The sequence below is a fragment of the Planktotalea arctica genome, from assembly GCF_002105285.1.
In the GTDB taxonomy this organism is placed as follows: Bacteria; Pseudomonadota; Alphaproteobacteria; order Rhodobacterales; family Rhodobacteraceae; genus Planktotalea; species Planktotalea arctica.
The window spans coordinates 87,147-109,496 of the sequence record NZ_MUHR01000020.1; the positions used below are offsets into that span (position 1 = coordinate 87,147).

Here is a 22,350-nt window from a genome sequence, read left to right on the forward strand (position 1 = left end):
TGATGGAGCCTCTTGGTTACGTGCTTGTGGGTGTTGGCTTGATGATCGCGCTTAGCTTTATCAAGCAACGCTATCTCGACTTTGCGGCGCAAAGCCCGATGGATTACGCGCAGCAAAGCCCGCAGTTTGATTTGCGCGAACACTTGAACGGACCGATCGAATGCGAGGGTGTGATTTACGGTCCTATGGGGCGCGTGACTTCGCGTTTTGTTGGCAAGTTCGAGGCGGAATGGCACGGCAATAAGGGCTATATGCGCGAGGAATTTCGCTATGATAGCGGCACTGTGCAAAACCGCGAATGGCATCTGACACTGGGCAATGACGGCGGCATCAAGGCCGAGGCACCAGATGTGATCGGCATGGGAACCGGCACACAGCTCGGCTCTGCTGTGCAACTAAAGTACCGCATCAAATTGCCGGACGAGGCGGGGGGTCATGTGCTCGACACGATTGACTGGATGTACCTTGCGCCCAACGGCTCCATCGTGAACCGTAGCCAGTTTCGCAAGTTTGGGTTCAAAGTTGCCGAATTGGTGGCGACGATGCGAAAGGTGGATTTGGCGTGAGAGAGTGGCAGGGTAAACGGTATTGGCTCGTTGGGGCGAGCGAAGGTTTGGGAGCGGCATTGGCCCATTTGATGAGCCGTTCTGGTGCAGAAGTGATCGTTTCTGCGCGCTCAAAGGACAAGTTGGACACATTGGTCGCCGAATTACCCGGCAAAGCATTGGCGCAGGTGGTCGATGTGAGTGATCGTGCTAGCGTAGAAGCCGCGGCAGCGGTGATTGGCGATGTGGACGGTGTGGTGTTTCTGGCCGGTGTTTATTGGCCGATGAAATCGCAAGACTGGGACGCGTCGCGCTCCGAAGCGATGGCAGATATAAACTTCACGGGCGCGATCCGCGTCATTGGTGCGGTCATGCCAATGATGCAGGCGCGCGGCTCAGGGCATTTAGTGATCACCGGCTCGCTGTCAGGCTTTCGCGGTCTGCCGGGGGCGATCGGTTATGCAGCGTCCAAAGCCGGCACGATGGCGCTGGCGGAAAGCATGTACGCGGACCTGCGCGGCACGGGTATTGATGTGCAATTGGCCAATCCGGGCTTCATCAAAACACGTCTAACGGAGAAGAACGACTTCAACATGCCGTTCATTATGGAGCCAGACGCCGCCGCGCGCGAGATGTTTGACTTAATGAACTCGGACCGTTTCAAAAAGAGTTTTCCACGGGTTTTCTCATGGGTGTTTCGCGCCAGCCAGTTCATGCCGGACTGGATGTATTACCGCCTGTTTGCCTGAGCTCAAGGCACGTCGTGTGTGCATCAGAGCGCGCAGAGAGTCGATTAACTACAGCGGTCGCTGCACTTTTCGGATCATCTGGAAACCGCGCTCGACGCGCTTAATATATCAGCGGTCGAGCTGGAAAACGATCTGATGTGATCGTGCGTCAGGCGTGATCAACGATGGTCAAATGCTGCGCCAATGTATCGATTTCACCCAGCCATTCGCGCAAAAGCGCAGGGTCGCTGGTAGCGGCGCTGACGCCCGGATTGATCTTACCGCCAAGCACCGCTTCGACACCCAATGATAATGGAATCGAAACGAGGCGTGCCATTGCCGTTCCATTGCTGTCTCCCCATGCGTCCATTACATAGGTTTGATGCCAGATCGGGTTGCCGTCTTTTTCCGCCTTCAAGGCCACGCAAAGTACCACGCGATCAGGCTCGCCTTCATCATAGGCGTTGTCAGCCCAGAACTGGTCTGACATTTCTTTCAAGCGCGCATCGCCGCTTGCGCCTTCCAGCGTTTCGATTTCGGTGAACACGTCGCCCCATGCCTCTGCCCAACCATTCAGGCGCATTGTGCCGCGCACGAATTCCTTGACGTTCCAAGACGGGTCAAAATGATACTGACCCATGAAGGGAATGGAATCGCGGTTCGGATAGACCTCGAAACTTTCGGGGGTTGGTAGCGGTGCCATGTAGTGACTGATTGCATCCCAAGGGCGGTTCACGTCCAGCTCTTTGAAATTTCGTATGGATTTTGAAGGAGAGCGTAGCGCTTTGAGCACGCCAAAGGGTGACCAACTGAATTTATAGCGAAACGGATTAGGATGTTTCGGGATGCCGCCACAGTAAGAAATAAAGGACAGTTCTGCGTCTTTGTCGAAGTCTTGGCTGGCGCGGTAGCTTTCCACAAGGTGATGCGCCATCAGGTGATCAATGCCCGGATCAAGCCCGATTTCATTGAGCGAGACGACGCCCGCCGCGCGCGCTTGTGCATCAAGGGCGCGCATTTCGGGGGCAATGTAGGACGAGCTTACGAAGTGCGCTCCAAGCTCGATCGCCATTTCCGCGAGGGGCACGTGCCAATCGCCGGGGAGCATTGACACCACCACATCGCCCGCCTGTAATTCGGCGCGAAGGGCGTCCATATCGAATACCTGGATACGCTGGGTCAGATCGCCAACGGCATCCTGTGCTTTGTCGATTGTGCGGTTCCAGACGGTAACCTCATGGCCCGCCTTGATCAAACGCCGCAAACCGGGAATGGCCGAAAGGCCGGTGCCGCACCAATGGATTGTCATGTTTGAAGTCCTCTAAAGATGGTCGTGAAACGTAGCTTCGGCCCGCGCCCAAACGCCAGTTTCGAGACTGCCCAGAGTGAGCAGGGAAGGCAAGAGTTGGGCCGCATAATCCTCGGAGCTTTCAACGGGAAGCATGGAAGGCAAGTTGTCGATTGCGGTGACATCAAGAGGCGGATCGTTATGAACGCGCAGCGCGGGATCGCGCCACGTCGTCGTGCGGTCATAGACTTTGACGGGGGAAAAATCGCTATCGGGATCGCAGGCGATATCCCCGATGACGCGCAGCGCGCGCGCATCGGTCTTGGCGCTTGCAGGCACGAAAACTGGCGTGCCGGGACGCGCGAGGATGCAGTTGAGAAACAGATCATGGGCGAGCACTTCGGGGAAGGGTCCACCGCTCGCGGTTTCCGCCATGTCCCATTTCGTGACAGGCGCGCCCATAGCCGTGAGCAGATCGGCGGCGCCTGTGCCGACGCGGCCCATGGCCCCGATGATGAGCGCGCTAGGAATTGTGATGCCCTCCATCACGGCTTTTAGATCGGTGACAAGGGCTTTGGAGCTTTGTAACACGCCCACTGGTCCGGCAATGCCGTTCTTTTGCTGCGCGATCCAGCAAAGCAGCGTGACGGCTGCGCCAGCGTAGCCTGCCCAATAACCAAAGGCTGCGACGCGGCGGCCTGTTTCATCAACGAGGTATTCCAGATCGTAAAGCGTGCCGCCCCCCGCCTTGAAACGATCCAGCAAGATGCGCCCTGTCGGTTGGCCCTTGAACGCATGACCGAACATGATGTGGCGGTGACGCAAAGGCGTGCCGTCTTCGGGCAATTCCTTGAGGCCGAAAATGATCGCATCGCTTGGGGCCTCAGGCCATGAGTTTTCAGGCGCGATATCGCAGCCCGCGTCCTTGTAGCCTTCAATCCCGATCGCGCGCACAGAGCTTTGCTCGATTGTGACGCGCAGGCCTGCTTTCATCAGATCCGCAGCGCCCGCAGGCGTGAGTCCGACGCGTTCTTCATTCTCGCGCTGCTCTGCGCGCACCCATAGATGTGTCATGAAAACCTCCCTAGATATGCGTTTGCGCGTGGTGGCGGCCCGTCTCTTCGAGATGGGCGATGTTGTTGAACTGCGTCAGTGCGAGGCTGCTGCCGATGCGTGTGATGCGGTGGGTCGAGGTGTTCATGATCGCAAGGCACATGCGCGCATAGCCCTCGATATCTAGGCCGAGTACCTGCCGCGTGACCATGCCGATCAGTCCGCCTGAAGTGACGACCAAAGCGCGATCCGAGCGCGCGGCAATGTCGTCGAGCGCGGCGTTCACGCGGTCCTCGAAAAAGGCGAAACTTTCAGGCACGCCGTTCAGACGGTCCTCTTTCCACGCGTTTAGAAGGCGGGGCATGTGCTTGGCGAATTCTTCGTTCGTCGTCGGGATGGCGGTGCCGTTCATCGCTTCATAGGCTTTGGACAGATCAAAATAAGCCAACTCATTCAGGCGCGCATCTTTAATCACAGGTGCGAAGCCTTGCGCCTTCATACCGTGTGCGGTTTCGACGTGACGGCGCAATGTGCCGCAATAAACACTGTCGAACACCTGATGCGTCGCGCGCATGTGATCTCCAAGCCATGCGGCCTGTTCATGGCCCAACGGGCTTAACTTGTCATATCCCTGCTCGTCCGTGCTGGCTGAATTGGCTTGTCCATGCCGCACCAAAGTGATCTGTGCCATCCGTGCTCCTATCTGCTGCACGAAGATGTAGCGGGGCGCGGGCGGAGTTGAAAGGGCGCGTGTTCTGTGATGCTCTGCCCCCAAAGGAGAGACGCTATGCCCCTGAACCCCGAGCGATTTTTGCAAAGCCTGCATCACCTGCGCAGCATCGGTGCTTCGGGAGTTGCCAAAGGCGTTGTGCGCCCCGCGTTTAGCGCGCCTGACATTGCAGCGCGCGAATGGCTGATGGCGCAGCTTGAGGCCTGCGGTTTGCAGGTTCATGTGGACCCGGTTGGCTCGGTTTTTGGGCTTGCGCCGGGCAAAAGCCTGCTGCTCGGCTCGCATACGGATACGCAGCCGGAGGGGGGCTGGCTCGATGGCGCGCTCGGCGTGATGGCCGCCTTGGAAATTGCGCGCGCAGCGCAGGAAGATGGCGGCGCGCCTGTTTCTGTTGTGTCCTTTCAGGATGAAGAGGGACGGTTTGGCGTCACGACGGGCAGCGCGATCTGGTGCGAGACGCTTGATCTGGCGACGGCAGATGAATTGGTGGATCGCGATGGTGTGCGCTTTGGCGATGCGCGCGCGTCGATGGGTGGCAAGGCGGCGGATTTCGTCGATCCTGCGCGCTTTCGCGGCTATATTGAGATGCACATTGAGCAAGGTCCGGTGATGGACGGGTCGGGCGAGGCGGTGGGTGTCGTCACCGACATCGTTGGCATTCGCGACATGAAAATCACCATGCAAGGGCAGCAAAACCATGCGGGCACGACCCCAATGGCGCTGCGCCGTGATGCGTTTCAGGCGCTGTCCGCGTTCAACGCGGCGCTGAACGAGCGGTTGCGCAACGTGGTGACGCCGCAAACGGTCTGGACGATTGGCCATGTGATTTTGCATCCCAATGCGTCCTCCATCGTGCCGGGCAAGGTGACGTTTTCGATGCAGTGGCGCGATGGAGACGCCGATCGTTTGACGCGGATGGAGGCGGTGATCCGCGACACAGCGCGAGAGATTGCAAATGTGCAAGGCATGGCGCTGAGCTATGGCCGGATGCTGGGCCTTGACCCTGTCGCGATGGATTGCGCTTTGCGCGCAGCGCTGGAGGCAAGCGCAGAGGAGCAAGCGCCGGATAACTGGCGCGCGATGGCGTCGGGCGCGCTGCACGATGCCACGAATGTTGCTGCGCTGATGCCAAGCGCGATGCTGTTCGTGCCCTCGATCAACGGGATCAGCCATGCGTTTGAGGAAGACACAGCAGAGGATGATTTGGTGACAGGTTTGAAGGTTTTGGCAGGGGCGGTCGCGCGTCTTGTTTAGGTGGTGACGGGGACCATCGTGCCTTGTAGCGCGGCGATATGTTTGCGCGCGCCCTCGTGTTCGGCCCAGACATCGGCGGCGACGACGATCAGGCGGCGGCCCGGTTTCAATACGCGCCCCTCAGCGATCAAGCGGCCTTTTCCGGCGGAGAGGTAATTGATCTTTAGCTCGGCGGTCATGACTTCGTTCGTCATCGGCAGCAACGTCAGCGCCGCATAGCCAGCGGCGCTGTCGGCAAGCGAAAAGACGAAACCGCCATGCGCGAAGCCTTGTTGTTGCTGTACGCGCTCATCTATCGTTGCCGATATCTTCGCGGTGCCCGAAGTGACTTCGTCCAGATGCGCATTGAACAGACGCATCATGGACTGGCGCGCGAAACTTTCGCGCACCTTTGCCTCGATGGCCGGATCAAGTGGATCAGAAATCAAGATTTTCTACGTTCAAGGCATTTTGCTGAATGAACTCGCGGCGCGGTTCGACCACATCGCCCATCAGCTTGGTAAACAGATCATCCGCCTCTGCCACATCGTCGATCTTGACCTGCAAAAGCGTGCGCGCGTCAGGGTCGAGCGTGGTTTCCCAAAGCTGATCCGGGTTCATTTCACCAAGGCCTTTGTAGCGTTGCAAACTCAGCCCCTTTTCGCCCTCTTGCAGGATCGCGTTCAGCAAATCGAGTGGGCCAAAGATCATTTGGTTGCGATCCTTGCGCACGAGCGTGGCAGGTAGATTGTAAACGTCCTGCAGGCTTTGCGTGAAACTTCCGGTCTTGCGGGCCTCGCCAGAGCGCATCATCGGCCCATCGAGCGTGCGCACCTCTTCGACGCCGCGCAGAATTCGGGCAAGGCGAATGCCGTGATCCTGCGTGATGCGGCCGTGCCAACCCTGTTCATACTCCAGCGCGATCAGGTTGAGACGCTCTGCCACGCGATCGGCGGTGCCTTGCAAATCACGGTCCACCACGCCGGGCACGAAGGCGCCCGCGATGGCGGCTTGCTCGAGGATATGGCGTGGGTAATGCGTCGGAAAGGCGTCCAAAACGCGCTTGAGTTGGCGCGCCTCATTTACGATACGGCGCAGGTCTTGGCCTGTGATCTCCTCGCCATTGCCTTGGCGCAGGATCGCGCCGTCGATGCCTTGCTCGATCAGATAGTCATCCATTTCGGCTTGGTCTTTGAGATACACCTCCGACTTGCCGCGTGACACTTTGTAAAGCGGCGGCTGGGCGATATAGAGGAAGCCACCCTCGATCAGTGCAGGCATTTGGCGATAGAAGAACGTAAGCAAGAGCGTGCGGATATGCGCGCCGTCCACATCTGCGTCCGTCATTATGACGATCTTATGATAGCGAAGCTTGTCGATGTTGAACTCGTCGCGCCCGATACCCGTACCAAGCGCCATGACCAGATTGCCGATCTCTTGCGAGTTTAGCATCTTATCAAAGCGCGCGCGCTCGACGTTCAGAATTTTACCTTTAAGCGGCAGGATTGCCTGCGTTTGGCGATCACGGCCGGTCTGGGCAGAGCCGCCGGCAGAGTCTCCCTCGACAAGGAAGACTTCGGTTTTGGAGGGGTCTTTTTCGGAGCAGTCCTTGAGCTTTCCGGCAAGAAAATTCACATCCATCGCCGTTTTGCGCCGCGTCAGATCGCGCGCTTTACGCGCAGCTTCGCGTGCATGGGCGGCTTCGATGATTTTGCTTACAATGATTTTGGCTTGGGCCGGATTTTCCTCAAACCACTCTGCCAGCTTTTCGTTTACCAGGCCCTCAACCGCGGGGCGAACTTCGGAGCTAACCAGCTTGTCTTTGGTCTGCGAGCTGAACTTGGGGTCTGGCACTTTGACGGACAAAACGCAGGTCAGGCCTTCGCGCGCGTCATCACCCGTGAACGTCACTTTTTCACGTTTCGCGATGCCGCTGGATTGGGCGTAGTTGTTGATCGTGCGCGTCAGTGCTCCGCGAAAGCCAGCCAAATGCGCGCCGCCATCCCGCTGGGGGATGTTGTTGGTAAAGGGCAGGACGTTCTCGTGATAGCTGTCGTTCCACCAAAGCGCGACCTCGACGCCGATATCGTCCTTTTCGCCAATCATATAGACTGGCTCTGCCATGATGGAGGATTTGGAGCGATCTAGATATTTTACGAATTCCTTAACGCCGCCGTCGTAGTAAAGTTCGGTGCGCAGTGGCTCGACGGGGCGCTCGTCCGTAAGGATGATGCGCACGCCGGAGTTCAGGAACGCGAGTTCACGCAAACGCTTTTCTAACGTTTCGAAGGAATAATCGAGGTTGGAGAACGTATCGAGCGACGCAAGAAAGCGCACTTCGGTGCCTGTGTGGCCATTGGACTCGCCGACGACCTTCAAGTGATCGACGGTATCGCCATGTTCGAAACGCGCGATATGCTCTTTGCCGTCGCGCCAAACGCGCAGCTCGAGCCAGTTGGACAGAGCATTAACGACGGACACGCCGACGCCGTGCAGACCGCCCGAAACCTTGTAGGAATTGCTGTCGAATTTCCCGCCTGCATGCAGTTGGGTCATGATAACTTCGGCTGCTGATACGCCCTCTTCCTCGTGAATGCCCACGGGAATGCCGCGACCGTTGTCGCTTACGGAAACTGACGAATCCGCATGGATTTTGACGTTTACTGCGTCCGCATGCCCTGCCAGAGCCTCGTCGATGCCGTTGTCCACGACCTCATAGACCATGTGGTGTAGACCAGAGCCGTCATCGGTATCACCGATATACATACCCGGACGCTTGCGAACCGCCTCTAAGCCTTTGAGAACCTTGATGGAATCAGCGCCATATTCTGGGCTGCTTTGCTCCGTTTCGGACATCCGAAACTCCCCTATCTATTTGTATGTTTTATACGAATATTTGGGGGGGTTGTCACGGCTTTCACCTATATTTTGTGCATCCGTTGGCAGTTAGGTCCGGGGGATGACTTTGGTCTCGCTTACGCCTGCGGATTCTGTGACTTCAATGTGTACTGCGGGTCCGGTGAGGCTGTCAAAAAGCGCAGGCTCCGTGCCGGTCATCCAGGCCTGCGCACCAAGCGCGCTGATCTCGGTGTAAAGCGCCGCGCGGCGGGCGCTGTCGAGGTGTGCGGCGACCTCATCGAGTAGCAAAATTGGCGGCGCGCCGATTTGAACTGCCAGCGCGCGTGCGTTGGCGAGGATGAGTGAGATAAGAAGTGCTTTTTGCTCGCCTGTTGAGCAATCCTTGGCAGGTACGCCCTTCGCGGTGAACACTCCGTAAAGATCGGCGCGGTGCGGACCGACCAAAGTGCGCCCTGCGGCGAGATCGCGAAAGCGGCTGGCCTCGAAGGCGCTTTTCAGATCGGCGCTGTCGGCGGGCATGGCATCTTCGGAATGGATGAGCTCTAGATCGGCGGTCGGAAAGGCGGTTTCTGCCTGCATTTGCGCGTCGCTGAGGAAGGCGAGCGTCGCGACGCGGTTCTCGTGGATTACCGCCCCGGTTTGCGCAAGGCGGGTTTCGAGCACGCCGTACCACATAGGATCGCGCACGTTTTCCTTAAGCAGCCTGTTGCGCTCGCGCATGGTTTTTTCATAGGTGAGGGAGGCCTCCGCGTGGTTCGGAAAAAAGCTGAGGGCCATACGATCAAGGAAGCGCCGACGCCCATCTGCGCCCTCGATCCAGAGGCGGTCCATCGCTGGGATCAGCCAGAGCACGCGGGAGAGTTCCGCAAGGCGGTTCTGGGCAACAGGTTTGGAATTGACCTTGGTACTGCGAGCCGCGCCGTTTTCGGACCAGAATTCGATCTCATGGCTTTGACCTTGGGCCTGCAGGACGCCCGAGACTTTCCATCCCAAAGCCTCAGGGCGGCGTGTCATCTCTTCGGCACTTGCGCGCCTCATCCCTCGCCCCGGGGAGAAAAGGGACACTGCCTCTAGGATGTTGGTCTTGCCCGCGCCATTCGGGCCATGGATCGCCACAGGCAAAGGCCCGCACGACAGGCGGGCCAGCTTGTGCGAGCGAAAATGAGAGAGTGTCAGCTCGGTGAGCGCGAGCGAGGTCATTTAGGCGGCGTCAAACACGCATGGGCATGACGACATAGACCGCGCTGGTGTCATTGCCTTCGCGCATCAAGGTCGGATCGCCGGAGGAATTGAACAGGAACACGGCGTTTTCGCGGTCCACCTGACTGGCGATTTCCAGCAAGTATTTGGCATTGAAACCAATTTCGAGGCGCTCGTCATTATAGGCGACGGCCAGTTCTTCTTCGGCAGCGCCGCTATCGGGGGCGTTGACCGAAAGGATCAGGCGATCCTCGTCGAGAGAAAGTTTCACGGCGCGCGAGCGCTCGGACGATACGGTCGCGACGCGATCGACAGCTCTTGCAAAATCGGCGGCATCCACTTCGAGCTTACGCGTGTTGCCCTGCGGAATGACGCGGGTGTAATCGGGAAAGGTCCCGTCGATGACTTTGGACGTCAGGGTGATTTCAGGCGTTGCAAAACGTACCTTGGTCTCGGACACGGAGACGGCGATTTGCATGTCGTCTTCGTCCAGAAGCTTGCGCAATTCTCCCACTGTTTTACGCGGTACGATCACGCCCGGCATATCGGAGGCATTTTCGGGCAAATCTGCGTCGATGCGCGCAAGGCGGTGGCCGTCCGTTGCCACACAGCGAAGCACTTTGCCCCCATCAGATTCTGACACGTGCATGTAAACACCGTTCAGATAATAGCGTGTTTCTTCCGTTGAAATCGCGAACTTGGACTTGTCGAACAGGCGGCGCAGCACGCTCGCTTTGATCGAGAAATTCGCAGTATATTCAGACGACGCCATGACCGGAAAATCTTCCTTTGGCAACGTCGCCAAGGAAAAGTTGGAGCGGCCCGCCTCAATGGTGAGGCGACCGGAGGTGCCGTCATCCGCGAGTGTGACCTGTGCGCCGTCAGGCAATTTACGAACAATTTCATTCAAAGTGGTGGCAGAAACAGTCGTCGATCCCGCGCGCTCTACCATGGCTTCAACTTTGTCCACGACTTCGATGTCGAGGTCCGTCGCGCGGAACCGCACATCGCCACCTTCGGCTTCGATCAGCACGTTGGCGAGGATCGGGATGGTGTTGCGGCGCTCGACCACAGATTGCGCGTGCGAGACGGCTTTAAGCAGCGTTGCGCGTTCGATGCTGATTTTCATGTGTCTCGCTCCTAGAAGACGTTCCGGAGCGCTAAGTTACCTGAAAAACAGCGCCCCTCAAGCCCTTTTCACGCTTTGATGCGCGTGAAGGGCACAGTGTGACGGGACCGCCCTATTCTTCGAGCGCGCGGCGCAGCATTTCGATGTCTTCTGCGATTTGACCGTCTTGTACTTTCAACTCTTCGATACGCTTGACGCCGTGCATGACCGTCGTGTGATCACGTCCGCCAAAGCGGCGGCCAATCTCTGGCAGAGAGCGGCTGGTGAGTTGCTTGCACAGATACATCGCTACCTGCCGTGGGCGGGCAAAGTTACGCACACGTTTGGGGCCAATCAACTCGGAGAGGCGAATGTTGTAATGCTCAGAAACGCGCCGCTGGATTTCCTCGACGGTAATTTTACGCTCTGACGCACGCAAAACATCAGAAAGGCAATCAACGGTCAGGTCCATCGTGATGTCACGGCCCACAAGCGAGGCGAAGGCAAACAGACGCGTCAGAGCGCCCTCAAGCACGCGCACATTGGTGCTGATGCGATGCGCGAGAAATTCAAGAATTCCGTTGTCGATCTGAAGGCCTGGATACTGGGCGCGCTGAATCTCGACTTTGGACTGCAGGATGCCGAGGCGAAGTTCGTAATCAGTCGGGTGCAGATCAACGACAAGACCACATTGCATGCGCGACTTGATGCGATCTTCGAGGTCCTTGATTTCACCTGGTGCACGGTCGGCGGAAATGATGATTTGTTTGTTCTGATCCACGAGCGCATTGAAAGTGTGGAAGAACTCTTCTTGCGTGCTGTCCTTGCCGCCGATGAATTGAACGTCGTCGACCATCAAGACATCCACCGCGCGAAACAGGCTTTTGAAGTCCATCATTTTACGCTCGCGCAGCGCCTGAACGAAGCGGTACATGAATTGCTCTGCCGAGAGATAAAGCACCTTTAGATCAGGGCGACTTGTTTGAAGTTCGTGTGCAATAGCGTGCATCAAGTGCGTCTTACCAAGGCCGACACCGCCATAAAGGAAAAGCGGATTGAAGGTGACGGGACCACCTTCGGCGACGCGGCGCGCAGCGGCGTGAGCTAGCTCGTTCGGTTTGCCCACGACAAAATTGTCAAAGGTAAAACGCTTGTCGAGCGGGGCGCCAGTCAAACCGCTTTTTGCGGCAGGCTGCTTTGCGGGGGTGCTGGTTTGAACTGGCTTCACGGCGTTGCTCGGCAATTTGGCCGCATCGCTTGCTCCGGATTTCAGAACCGAAAAATGTACGCGCTGGATATCGTGGCCTGCTTGCTGGGCCTGATAGACGATCATGTCGCCAAAATTCTGGGAAACATAATTGCCAAGGAAATTGGTCGGAACACTAAAGCTGGCGATGCCGTTCTTCGCGCCGACAAAAGACAAAGGTCCGATCCAATTGGTATAATTGTTCTTGCCCACGGATGCCCGAAGGATGTCTTGCAGTTGTCCCCAGTCGTCGATCGTCATCTGTATTCTTTCCTAACCAACAATCCTCTTTCGCGAGTCCATAAACGAAGGGCAGTCCCTCGATCATGATGTGTCGGCCCAAAACGCTGTGCACGCATGCCTCATCGATTTGAGGCAACGCGCAGAGCGCCGTTCAGGCAAGATAATGAAATGCACGCGAACCGGGTCCCCACCAGATATCGCGTGCTTTTCAAGCTCTCCCTCGAAACATAAACATGCTGAAGCGCACTTTGACCTTCGGTTTCGCAAAGGTCAGGCGCTGTGTTTGGCAGCAAATTTTCAAACTATCCCAAGGCGACGTGAATCGCTCACTCTTGGTAGCAAGTCGCTCTACGAAGCGGCAATAGATCAATGGGGCTTGACTCATCGAATGGTCGAAAAGAATCTCCGCACCTCGGAAAATGCAACAAGGCCTACAAAAAAACGCCCTGTCATTTTCGCCCTATTGACCGCAGAGACAAATGGCCTTGCTCGCTAGAATCGATGGGTATGCGAGCAGGAATACCTCTAAAATGAAGAAAGCGCCGACCCATGACAGGCGGCGCTTAACATCCATATTTTCTACCGGTCTTTAAGGCCGGAGTTACCCGATCGCTTTCACGCGGGCGGAGAGGCGGGACATTTTCCGCGCCACTGTGTTCTTGTGGAATACACCTTTAGTGACACCGCGCATCATTTCAGGCTGCGCTGCTCGAAGAGCAGTCGTCGCTGCGTCTTTGTCACCAGTTGTGATCGCCTCTTCCACTTTTTTGAGGAAGGTGCGAATGCGCGAACGGCGCGCTTTGTTTACTTGAAAGCGTGCTTCGTTTTGACGGGCGCGCTTTTTTGCTTGAGGCGAATTGGCCATAAATCATCGTCCCGCTTGTTTGGGCTGCATTCTATCTTGAAGTCGCGTCTTTAGGGCCGACTCGCCGCCCTGTCAACACACGCCTTCGGCTTGGTCGTACTATTTGTCTCTAAATTGTGCCTGACGCTTTTCCAAAAAGGCCCCCATACCCTCTTTTTGGTCTTCGGTTGCAAAGAGCGAATGGAACAAACGGCGCTCGAACAGGATGCCTTCGCTCAGCGTCGTCTCGTAGCTGCGGTTCACCGCTTCTTTGACGGCCATGGAGGTCAGAACCGACTTTTCCGCAATCTTCTGCGCGGCGCTCATCGCTTCGTCCTTGAGCTTTTTCGCAGGAACCACGCGACTTACGAGGCCCGAGCGCTCTGCTTCTTCGGCGTCCATGAAACGACCTGTGAGGTGCATGTCCATAGACTTGGACTTGCCTACGAAGCGCGTCAAGCGCTGCGTACCGCCGATGCCCGCGACGACGCCGAGGTTGATTTCAGGCTGGCCGAACTTGGCCGTGTCCGCTGCGATGATAAAATCGCACATCATCGCCAATTCGCAGCCGCCGCCGAGCGCATAGCCCGCGACCGCGGCGATGATCGGCTTGCGTACGCTGCGCACCGCGTCGCCTTCTTTGGCGAAGAAATCGGACATGAACATCTCGACGAACGTCTTTTCGGACATTTCCTTGATATCCGCGCCGGCGGCGAAAGCTTTGTCAGAACCGGTCAGCACGATGCAGCGCACTTTGTCGTTGCTATCGGCGTCCTTCAGCGCGACGCTCAGTTCAGCAAGAACTTGTGAATTGAGCGCATTCATCGCTTCGGGGCGATTGATGCGTATAAGTGCGACGTGATCTTCGATGTCGATGATCAGCGTTTCATAGGCCATGTGGTCTGCTCTTCCATTGTTGCGCTCAGCCTTGATTGATTACCATGTGCGCGCCCTGTTTCAAGCTATCTTTGACACTTCGGGCAATAGAAGCTGGAACGAGCCGATTGCACGGTGCGGTTGATCGCGCTTGTGCAGCCGGGCGTGCGGCACGGCGCGCCCTCGCGTCCATAAACGTCGAAACTGTGCTGGAAATATCCTAAATCTCCATCTGCCTGACGAAAATCTTTGAGCGATGATCCGCCCGCTTCGATCGCTTCGCCAAGCACTTGGCGGATGATCGGAACTAGCGCTTCGACGCTGGTTTTGGTTATCTTGTTTGCCTTGCGCAGGGGTGAGATGCGGGCGCGGTAAAGTACTTCGCAGACATAGATATTTCCCAGACCTGCGACGATTCTCTGGTCCAGAAGCGCGGTTTTGATCGGGCTGGTTTTTGCCTTGAGGGCCTGCACAAGATAGCTTTCGTCAAAACTATTCCCAAGCGGCTCGGGCCCGATGCTCGAGAGCAGTTTATGCGCATCGGCTGTGGCGGTATCTAGCAGGTCCATCGCCCCGAAGCGACGTGGATCATTAAAGGTGATGCGCGCGCCGCTGTCCATGTGTAGGACCACATGATCATGCTTTTCCGGGGCTGGGTGATCGTGCGCGAATGCGCCAAGTTTCGCGCCGGAAATCAGCATGCGGCCTGACATGCCCAAATGTATCAGCAGCGATTCGCCCGTGTCGAGATCCGCAAGGATGTACTTGGAGCGTCGCCTCAGCCGCTCGATGCGCGCGCCTGTTAGCCTCTCGCTCATTCCAGCAGGGAAGGGCCAGCGCAGATCGGGGCGATTCACATCCGCTTTTGCGATGCGCGCGCCCTCCATCACGGGTGCCAGTCCGCGGCGAACCGTCTCAACCTCGGGCAATTCAGGCATGTCGGCCCCTTTCAGCTAGGTCTGTCCAATTGGGCGCATTGCAGCGGGTGTTTGGCGCTCTATAAGAAGGGTGAACCACAAGGACAACAAGATCTCATGAGCGATCAGCCCCAAGACACCACTCATTTCGGTTTTCAAACTGTGCCCGAATCCGAGAAAGCGAGCCGTGTGCAAGGCGTGTTCAACTCGGTCGCCTCCAAATACGATATCATGAACGATGTCATGTCCATGGGCATTCACCGCGTGTGGAAAGATGCGATGATGGATTGGCTTGCGCCGCGCGCGGGACAGCGGCTTCTTGATGTCGCGGGCGGCACCGGTGATATTTCGTTCCGTTTTTTGAAGCGGGCTGGACGTGGGCATGCGACGGTTCTGGATATAACCGAGCCGATGTTGATCGAGGGGCGCAAACGCGCCGAGGCTGGCCAGATGATAGATTCGCTCGATTGGGTGGTCGGGGATGCGATGGCGCTGCCGTTCGAGGACAACACCTTCGACGTTTACACGATCAGCTTCGGCATCCGAAATGTGACCCGCCCGCAAGAGGCCCTGAATGAGGCGTTTCGCGTGCTGCGCCCCGGTGGCCGCTTGATGGTGCTGGAGTTCTCGCAGATCCCGAATCCAGCGATGCAATGGGCTTATGATCGCTATTCCTTCAATGTGATCCCGCCTATGGGCAAGCTGATCGCCAATGATGCGGACAGTTATCAATATCTCGTCGAATCGATCCGCAAATTTCCCGATCAGGAGACGTTTCTCGACATGTTGCGCAAGGCGGGCTTTGAGAATGCGAAGTATCGTAATCTGACTATGGGCATTGCTGCGCTTCACTCCGGTTGGAAAATTTAAGCGATGCGCGGACCGCATAATATCTGGCGCCTGATCGTCACCGGCGCAACTTTGGAGCGGACCGGTGCCATGGGCATCGTGCTTGATGCGATGGATGCGCCGCGCTCGTTGCGCGTTGCCGCGCGTATGTTGGGGTGGCCGTTCAAATGGCTTGGCTACAAAGGCGATCTGAGCATGCCACCCGCGCCGCGTGCGCTAACGGCGCTTGGACCGGCCTATATCAAATTTGGTCAGGTGCTTTCGACGCGTCCCGACGTGGTTGGTGATGAAATGGCAGGCCAGATGCGGGTGTTGCAGGATAAACTGCCGCCGTTTCCCATCGAGGTCGCCAAACGATCGGTCACCGAAGAGTTGGGTCGCCCCGCTGATGAACTGTTCAGCATGTTTAGCGAACCGGTTGCGGCCGCGTCGATTGCCCAGGTCCACCAAGCGACTATCGCCGAAACTGGCGAAATCGTCGCCGTTAAAGTGCTGCGCCCCGGGATAGAAAAGGCGTTTCGCAAGGATATCGATGCCTTCTACTTTGGCGCTCAGATGGTCGAGTTACTGTCGCCGAGCTCTCGTCGATTGCGGCCGATGGATGTGATCGAGCATTTCGAAGGCGTCGTCATGGGCGAATTGGATTTGCGCCTTGAGAGTTCTGCAGCGTCGGAGTTTTTGGCTAATACCAAAGGTGATGCGGGTTTTTCCCTGCCTGAAATCAAGTGGAACCTTTCGGCAAAACGCGTGATGACGCTGGGCTGGGCCGATGGCGTACCGCTGGGTGACAACGATGCGATCGACGCTGCCGGGCATGATCGATCAGCCCTTGCCACGCGGGTTTTGCAGTTGTTCTTGCAACATGCGCTGCGTGACGGGTTCTTTCATGCGGATATGCACCAAGGTAACCTGAAGGTTGCGCCGAACGGCGATATCATCGCCTATGACTTTGGTATCATGGGCCATATCGATGAATATACCCGCCGCGTTTATGCTGAAATCCTGTTCGGTTTTATCCGCCGCGACTACAAGCGTGTCGCAGAAGTTCATTTTGAAGCGGGATATGTACCTGCAGATCGCGACGTGGATGAATTTGCGCGGGCCTTGCGCGCAGTGGGCGAGCCGATCTTCGGAATGGACGCGACGCATATATCCATGGCCCGTTTGCTTAACTATCTCTTCGAAGTGACCGAGCGTTTTGGGATGGAAACGCGGACAGAGCTTATTTTGCTTCAACGCACCATGGTCGTCGTGGAGGGTGTCGCACGTTCGCTTGATTCGCGTATGAACATTTGGCAAGTCGCGCAGCCCGTCGTCGAAGACTATATCAAAGGCAGCATCGGGCCACGCGCTATCGGAAGTGATCTTGCGAAAACGGCGAAGGTGCTGGCGCGGTTTGGGCCGCGTTTGCCCGGGTTGGTCGAAGCGGCCTTGATCCGTCAAGCGCAGGAATCGCCAAGCTATGCGCCCGGCAAGACCCGCAGCCGCAGTCTATGGTTTCTGTCAGGGGTTCTGACCGGGGCAGTCATACTTGGAGCCAGTCTTATTTTATGGCTTTAGGGCTATTCAGGGCTGCGCAGGGCCGACACGTCGCTTGGTGTGACTAGAATATTCCCCTCAAGCAGTAATAGGGTTTCGCCGTTCTCGATAATTGCTTCGCGTACACGATTGTAGGGCGAAGCCGAATCGTTCGAGCGCAATGACCCATCTTTGAATGTTTCGACGCTAAATTGGTAAATGCCTTCCTTCGCCGTGGTGCCGTCAGCGAGCTTGCCATCCCATTTGTGATCTGCGCCATCGACAGGAATGTCGAGCCGCGTTGCTAGTTCTCCGGCCTCGGTCCTGATGACCAGCACGCGGCGATCGGCATCCTGAAATTCAGGCAAGACCAGATCAACGTCAGTGCCGTTGAATTGCGCAGCCGAACCCGCGCGAACATCCATGCCAACCCATTGCCCTAAGGCTCCGATACCACCGCCTGACATCGATGCGGCCAGTGTAGTTAGCAGATCATTCGTCAACACTTGTTGCTCGACCGAAGAAAAGGTCGCTAGTTGGACGGCGTAATCGGCTGAATCGACGGGGTTTAGCGGATCCTGGTTCTCCATCTGGACGGTCAACATCTTGAGAAAGGTCTCAAAATCGCTGCTGATCCCGGAGCTGCTTTGTGTCGGTGAGATGTCTGTCGGAGCGGGAAGAAGCGGTTGGATTGGGGCCGCGGTGCTTACAATTGTCATTGGATCATATCCTGATGTCTAGGCCACTGTTCGTCGAAAGCTGGCGGATTTGAACGATTTGTTCGCTGTCATCTACTTTTTGTTTGGCAATGTCTTCGCGGCGGGATTTTGCGGATTGCCCAGCCGGCCCATCGCCTTGGTCACCAAAGGAAAACGTTGCGTTTTCAATACCCATCGCGCGAAATTGCTGTTGCAAGTGATCTAGTTGACGGCGGATGATTTCTTGGGTTTCGGCGCGTTCAGCGGTCAACGTAAATGCAGGGCCTTGCGTGGTGTGATCCAGCTTGATCGTTAAGCGGCCCATGTCATCAGGTGTCAGAGCGACATCGATTTGACCACCGACGTCGCGTAGCGTGATTAATGCATCTGAGATCTTCGGAGCATTTTCGGCGGACAAGACTGGGCGCGCCGTAAGTGTGATCTGTGTTTGAGCGGCGCTATTTTGCGCATTCTGAGACGGCACAAATGTTTTCATAGCTTCTGTTTCGCGTGTTGGCTTTTCTGTCCAAACGTCCAGGGTAGCGGGCTCGATCGCGGTTGGGGCTGCGCCGGGTAGAATGGACCCACTTGTGTGTTCGACGCTCGCGGCCTTGCTGGCGACAGAGGATGTGACCTTTTCCCCAAGCAATGCAGTGCTTGTGGCTTTGTTTGGGAAAGGCATGTCCTCAACGCTGTGATGTTTGCGAGTTTGCTCTGGCTCATCCCCGCCGGATTGAAACGCAATTTCTAAACGTGCATCTGCGGATATGCTCAAAGTCGCTTGGGCATTCTGGGAAGCCTTTGGCGTGTTAGGCAGGTCCAAGGGCAATTCATTAGGTAAAGTTCGGTGTTTCAAGTTCGAAATTACATCCCCTGATGCCGCAAGTGGGATTTCGTCGATCCAGTGTTGATTGATATGCCGCTGGTCAAGCGCAGATTTATACTTCAATTCGGGCTCGTGCCCCTCGTGATCATATGCAGGATTGCTTTGTGCCGTTTGAAATTGCGAAAAATGACCGTCTATCGCGTCATCTGAATTCAATTGTGTTCCTGTATCGGCTTCGGCTTGATCGTGGGCTGCCAACTGATTTTCTGGCATATCTTGCAGCATATTTTTTCCAATATTGGGCACATCGTTGGCATCTATCGCGCTACCGTTGGTCGGCACATGTGCTGGCTTCTCTTCAGTTTCGACCTCTGCTGCCGCCTTGTCTTGGGTCGTGGGCAACGTGACTTCAGCTTTGACGGTTTTTTGCTTCGCGGACATGCTTTCAAGAAGTTTGGAAAAAGTTTTCTTGGCTGCAGAAGGCGATGAAGGCGACGAAGGTAAAGCATCGTCATGGCTGCCTGCTTTCACACTCGTCAATACCGGGCGGGCGATATGTTGGTCTGGCAGAGGGATCATTTTGGGCTCCGTAGTGTGGAGCGTCTTTTTAGCGTGCAACCGGTTACCAGTTGTTTACCGCAATGCGTTATTTCCGAAAAAATCGACTGAAAATGAAGGTAAGGTTTTATGATATCTCCATCTACCAGCGGATTGCAGGTTGCTGCACCGCAAGGCCCGCGTCCAGACACGGCGTTGAGCACTGGACAGCAACTCGAAGCGGTATTTCTAACGGAAATGCTCAAGATTGCGGGCGTTGGTAAAGTCCCTGAAACCTTTGGGGGCGGGGCTGGGGAAGACCAGTTCGCTTCGTTCTTGAGAGAGGCGCAGGCAAAGGAAATGGTGCGCGCGGGAGGGCTAGGTTTGGCGGCACACTTTGATCAATCAATAAAGGATGCAGCAAAATGAGCATTGTGGGTAAAGTTTCTGAAAAACTGGACGCATTATTGGAGCGGGAATATGCAGCACTGCTTGATGGGGATCTGGCAAGTATCGAACGGCTAGGTTCCGAAAAAGTGGTGCTATTGGAAAAAATCTCTGTCGCTGGGGTAGATGACCTTGATGGTTTCGCATCGCTGCGAAACCGGTTGATCCGCAATCAAACGCTTGCCCAAAGTGCGATCGAGGGGATGCGCATGGCGATCCGGCGCGTCAAGGAAATCAAAGAGGTGTCGGCGAGCCTAAGAACCTATCGCAAGGACGGCAAAAAAATGCAGGTTGCGATTCGCGATGGTGACGCATTGTCAAAACGAAGTTGAAAATTAGAACTAAAATACAAGAACTTGGCAGGTCAGGTTTAGGACTCCGTTAGGTTTCCCCTGCCAAAAGGTCGAGGCGCTCGGTGATCCGGGTGGCGCAAGGAATGTTTCAAGCACTGCTTGCATCGTCAGTACGACCTTTTGGCCGTCCTAAGGGGGCGGGGAACTAAAATTGGTGCAAAGCATCAAAGCCTAAAGGATAATATCAATGTCTAGTATTTTGACAAACACAAGCGCCATGGTTGCGCTTCAAACGCTTAAGTCCATCAACTCAGGGCTGGCACAAACCCAAGGGGAAATCGCGACGGGTAAATCCATCGCGTCTTCGGCCGACAATTCGGCAGTTTGGGCGATTTCCAAAGTGATGGAATCCGACGTTAAAGGGTTCAAGGCGATCTCCGACAGTCTTTCGCTGGGTAAATCAACGGTCGCGGTTGCGCGACAGGCAGCTGAAACCGTCACTGATTTGTTGACTGAAATGAAAGGCAAGATCGTTGCTGCGCAAGAAGATAACGTTGATCGAACTAAGATCAACGACGATGTCACCGCGCTTAGCGAACAGATCGAATCGGTGGTCGCTGCGGCGCAGTTCAACGGCCTCAATTTGGTCGATGGTCTGGCTGGCAACGTGGACATCCTATCCTCGCTGGATCGCAATGCGACTGGCGCTGTCACTGCTTCCACGATCCAGGTGACGGGTCAGGACCTTGCAGTTGGCGGTTACACTGCCAACGACATTTTTGCTTCCTCTGGTGGTACCCCCTCGACAAATGGCGATACGGTCGCACTGTCACTTGATAACGGCGGTGGCAACGACACTATCGTTATCGACGACACTGCTCAAACAGCGTTTGGCGAGGGGGACCGCGTTGTCGTGCGCATCGGTGATCGAGAGGCGTCCTACACTGTGACGGAAGCGGATGTGAACGCGACTTCGTCCTCTGATATGGTCGCTGTTGGTCTTAAAAATGCGATCGATGCGCTTGGGATCGAAGACCTTGCTGTCGATTATGACAGCGGCAGCCCCGGTCAGCTTACTTTCACCAACAATAGCGGTAATGACTTTTCTGTCAGTGGGCAGTTCCTGAACGCAGGATCGGGTGGGCTTGGCGCGCTCGATAGCATTGATGTGTCCACTGCGCTGGGTGCAGATGGGGCGCTTGGTACAATCGAAACATTGATCGGCACGGCGATCGATGCGGCCGCCTCTCTTGGTTCTGTTGAAGGGCGGATCAACACGCAAAGTGACTTTGTCTCCAAATTGACTGATTCCCTGCGCGCTGGCATCGGCTCTCTTGTGGATGCCGATATGGAGGAAGCTTCGGCAAAACTTCAGGCGCTTCAGGTTCAGCAACAGCTGGGTGTTCAAGCTCTGTCGATTGCGAACCAGGCACCGCAGAGCCTTCTCTCGCTCTTCCGTTAATTGGTTGCTGGAGAGCGCCAATTCCAGCGCTCTCCAACTTTCACTGACTTGATGGCCTGAGGAGGCACACCAATGAACAGCGCACTCGTTGCTGCGAGACGATATTCATCGTTGAGCGAACACACACGCAGTCCGAAGGATTTGGAATATGATGTTATTCTGGATGTCACACGCGAGTTGAAATCACATTCCGGCGCTGGCACCACAAAATTTTCTGAGCTTGCCAGAGCATTGAACAAGAACGAACGCTTGTGGATCGAAATCGGAACTCAAGTGGCGGACCCCGACAACGCATTGAGCCCTGATTTACGGGCTCGCTTGTTCTATTTGGCACAATTCGTTGGGCATCAAACCAGCAAGGTCTTTGGCGGAAGCGCACGTGTAGAAAGCCTTGTAGAGACAAATGTTGCGGTTCTTCGCGGCCTCAAAGGAAAGGCATAAAAAATGGTAGGTCTTGTCCTTAAGCTAGGTCCGAAAGAGCGTATTTTGATCAATGGGGCGGTCTTGGAAAATGGAAACCGCAGATCGCGGTTTTCGATTGTGACGCCAAGCGCGAATGTTCTGCGATTGAAGGATGCAATTCACCCCGAAGCGGCAAATACTCCCATGGGTCGCGTTTGCTATCAATTGCAATTGATCTTGGCGGGTAATAGCGATCCCTCCGAAGCGTCCCAGCAGATTGCTAGGCAAATTTCTGAACTGGCACGTATACTTATAGACCCATTTTGGCAGGAACATCTGGCGCGTGCGCGGATGGCCGTTGTGCAGGGGAAGTTCTACAACGCGCTTAAATCGCTGAAGCTCTTGCTCCCTCTCGAGCGTGAACTTCTATCGCGTCAAGTGTGCTAAG

At 56.0% G+C, this 22,350-nt stretch carries 23 protein-coding genes; 10 read left to right on the forward strand and 13 right to left on the reverse strand.

What is annotated here, in order from left to right; all coding sequences use genetic code 11:
• Positions 1-2: 2 nt before the first annotated feature.
• The gene (locus B9P63_RS16325) at positions 3-566 is read left to right on the forward strand and encodes a DUF3833 family protein (protein ID WP_085310751.1); all 564 of its coding nucleotides are present in this window, start codon (positions 3-5) and stop codon (positions 564-566) included.
• Positions 563-1,294, forward strand: coding sequence for an SDR family NAD(P)-dependent oxidoreductase (locus B9P63_RS16330; RefSeq protein ID WP_085310753.1), 732 nt, complete (start codon positions 563-565; stop codon positions 1,292-1,294). The genes B9P63_RS16325 and B9P63_RS16330 overlap by 4 nt, the downstream gene beginning before the upstream one ends.
• 148 nt (positions 1,295-1,442) lie before the next feature.
• Here B9P63_RS16330 and B9P63_RS16335 read toward each other — a convergent pair whose 3' ends face one another.
• Genes B9P63_RS16335 through B9P63_RS16345 form a run of 3 tightly spaced genes read right to left on the reverse strand, consistent with a single transcriptional unit; the run spans position 1,443 to position 4,305 of the window.
• Entirely contained in the window at positions 1,443-2,582 is a 1,140-nt protein-coding gene (locus B9P63_RS16335; protein ID WP_085310755.1) for a saccharopine dehydrogenase family protein, read from the reverse strand.
• Between the two features lie 12 nt (positions 2,583-2,594).
• The gene (locus B9P63_RS16340; protein WP_085310757.1) at positions 2,595-3,635 is read right to left on the reverse strand and encodes a saccharopine dehydrogenase; all 1,041 of its coding nucleotides are present in this window, start codon (positions 3,633-3,635) and stop codon (positions 2,595-2,597) included.
• Between the two features lie 10 nt (positions 3,636-3,645).
• A complete protein-coding gene (locus B9P63_RS16345) occupies positions 3,646-4,305 on the reverse strand; it encodes a histidine phosphatase family protein (protein ID WP_085310759.1) in 660 nt (219 codons plus the stop codon).
• A gap of 96 nt (positions 4,306-4,401) precedes the next feature.
• Between B9P63_RS16345 and B9P63_RS16350 the strand changes: the two genes are divergently transcribed.
• On the forward strand, positions 4,402-5,598 hold the full coding sequence (locus B9P63_RS16350) for a hydantoinase/carbamoylase family amidase (RefSeq protein WP_085310761.1): 1,197 nt from the start codon (positions 4,402-4,404) through the stop codon (positions 5,596-5,598).
• On the opposite strand, the gene B9P63_RS16355 is transcribed toward B9P63_RS16350, so the two are convergent.
• The 8 genes from B9P63_RS16355 to mutM form a co-directional block, all read right to left on the reverse strand.
• On the reverse strand, positions 5,595-6,026 hold the full coding sequence (locus tag B9P63_RS16355) for a PaaI family thioesterase (protein WP_245830721.1): 432 nt from the start codon (positions 6,024-6,026) through the stop codon (positions 5,595-5,597). The genes B9P63_RS16350 and B9P63_RS16355 overlap by 4 nt on opposite strands.
• Entirely contained in the window at positions 6,016-8,433 is a 2,418-nt protein-coding gene (gene gyrB / locus B9P63_RS16360; RefSeq protein ID WP_085310763.1) for a DNA topoisomerase (ATP-hydrolyzing) subunit B, read from the reverse strand. The genes B9P63_RS16355 and gyrB overlap by 11 nt, the downstream gene beginning before the upstream one ends.
• A gap of 90 nt (positions 8,434-8,523) precedes the next feature.
• Positions 8,524-9,636, reverse strand: coding sequence for a DNA replication/repair protein RecF (gene recF / locus B9P63_RS16365; RefSeq protein WP_085310765.1), 1,113 nt, complete (start codon positions 9,634-9,636; stop codon positions 8,524-8,526).
• Positions 9,637-9,646: 10 nt separating this feature from the next.
• Positions 9,647-10,765: a DNA polymerase III subunit beta gene (gene dnaN, locus B9P63_RS16370; protein ID WP_085310768.1), complete on the reverse strand. Its 1,119-nt coding sequence runs from the start codon at positions 10,763-10,765 to the stop codon at positions 9,647-9,649.
• Positions 10,766-10,877: 112 nt separating this feature from the next.
• Positions 10,878-12,251: a chromosomal replication initiator protein DnaA gene (gene dnaA, locus B9P63_RS16375; RefSeq protein ID WP_085310770.1), complete on the reverse strand. Its 1,374-nt coding sequence runs from the start codon at positions 12,249-12,251 to the stop codon at positions 10,878-10,880.
• 583 nt (positions 12,252-12,834) lie between these two features.
• Complete coding sequence (gene rpsT, locus B9P63_RS16380) at positions 12,835-13,098, reverse strand: 30S ribosomal protein S20 (RefSeq protein WP_085310772.1); 264 nt, start codon at positions 13,096-13,098, stop codon at positions 12,835-12,837.
• Positions 13,099-13,197: 99 nt separating this feature from the next.
• On the reverse strand, positions 13,198-13,974 hold the full coding sequence (locus B9P63_RS16385; RefSeq protein WP_085310774.1) for an enoyl-CoA hydratase: 777 nt from the start codon (positions 13,972-13,974) through the stop codon (positions 13,198-13,200).
• Positions 13,975-14,039: 65 nt separating this feature from the next.
• Complete coding sequence (mutM, locus tag B9P63_RS16390) at positions 14,040-14,891, reverse strand: bifunctional DNA-formamidopyrimidine glycosylase/DNA-(apurinic or apyrimidinic site) lyase (protein WP_085310776.1); 852 nt, start codon at positions 14,889-14,891, stop codon at positions 14,040-14,042.
• A 96-nt stretch (positions 14,892-14,987) separates the two neighbouring features.
• Here mutM and ubiE point away from each other — a divergent pair, with 96 nt between their 5' ends.
• Together ubiE and ubiB are read left to right on the forward strand one after the other, a co-directional pair.
• Positions 14,988-15,740, forward strand: coding sequence for a bifunctional demethylmenaquinone methyltransferase/2-methoxy-6-polyprenyl-1,4-benzoquinol methylase UbiE (gene ubiE, locus B9P63_RS16395; RefSeq protein ID WP_085310825.1), 753 nt, complete (start codon positions 14,988-14,990; stop codon positions 15,738-15,740).
• Positions 15,741-15,743: 3 nt separating this feature from the next.
• Complete coding sequence (gene ubiB / locus B9P63_RS16400) at positions 15,744-17,279, forward strand: 2-polyprenylphenol 6-hydroxylase (RefSeq protein ID WP_085310778.1); 1,536 nt, start codon at positions 15,744-15,746, stop codon at positions 17,277-17,279.
• A 2-nt stretch (positions 17,280-17,281) separates the two neighbouring features.
• Here the strand turns inward: ubiB and B9P63_RS16405 are convergent, their stop codons facing one another.
• Together B9P63_RS16405 and fliK are read right to left on the reverse strand one after the other, a co-directional pair.
• Positions 17,282-17,956: a flagellar hook capping FlgD N-terminal domain-containing protein gene (locus B9P63_RS16405; protein WP_085310780.1), complete on the reverse strand. Its 675-nt coding sequence runs from the start codon at positions 17,954-17,956 to the stop codon at positions 17,282-17,284.
• A 4-nt stretch (positions 17,957-17,960) separates the two neighbouring features.
• Positions 17,961-19,340, reverse strand: coding sequence for a flagellar hook-length control protein FliK (fliK, locus tag B9P63_RS16410; RefSeq protein WP_085310782.1), 1,380 nt, complete (start codon positions 19,338-19,340; stop codon positions 17,961-17,963).
• A gap of 108 nt (positions 19,341-19,448) precedes the next feature.
• Here fliK and B9P63_RS16415 point away from each other — a divergent pair, with 108 nt between their 5' ends.
• From B9P63_RS16415 to B9P63_RS16435, 5 genes are all read left to right on the forward strand, one after another.
• The gene (locus B9P63_RS16415; protein ID WP_085310783.1) at positions 19,449-19,727 is read left to right on the forward strand and encodes a rod-binding protein; all 279 of its coding nucleotides are present in this window, start codon (positions 19,449-19,451) and stop codon (positions 19,725-19,727) included.
• Positions 19,724-20,077: a hypothetical protein gene (locus B9P63_RS16420; RefSeq protein ID WP_085310785.1), complete on the forward strand. Its 354-nt coding sequence runs from the start codon at positions 19,724-19,726 to the stop codon at positions 20,075-20,077. The genes B9P63_RS16415 and B9P63_RS16420 overlap by 4 nt, the downstream gene beginning before the upstream one ends.
• Before the next feature lie 208 nt (positions 20,078-20,285).
• The gene (locus B9P63_RS16425) at positions 20,286-21,500 is read left to right on the forward strand and encodes a flagellin N-terminal helical domain-containing protein (RefSeq protein WP_085310787.1); all 1,215 of its coding nucleotides are present in this window, start codon (positions 20,286-20,288) and stop codon (positions 21,498-21,500) included.
• A 72-nt stretch (positions 21,501-21,572) separates the two neighbouring features.
• A complete protein-coding gene (flaF, locus tag B9P63_RS16430; protein WP_085310789.1) occupies positions 21,573-21,941 on the forward strand; it encodes a flagellar biosynthesis regulator FlaF in 369 nt (122 codons plus the stop codon).
• Positions 21,942-21,944: 3 nt separating this feature from the next.
• Entirely contained in the window at positions 21,945-22,349 is a 405-nt protein-coding gene (locus tag B9P63_RS16435) for a flagellar biosynthesis repressor FlbT (RefSeq protein ID WP_085310790.1), read from the forward strand.
• Position 22,350 lies beyond the last annotated feature (1 nt).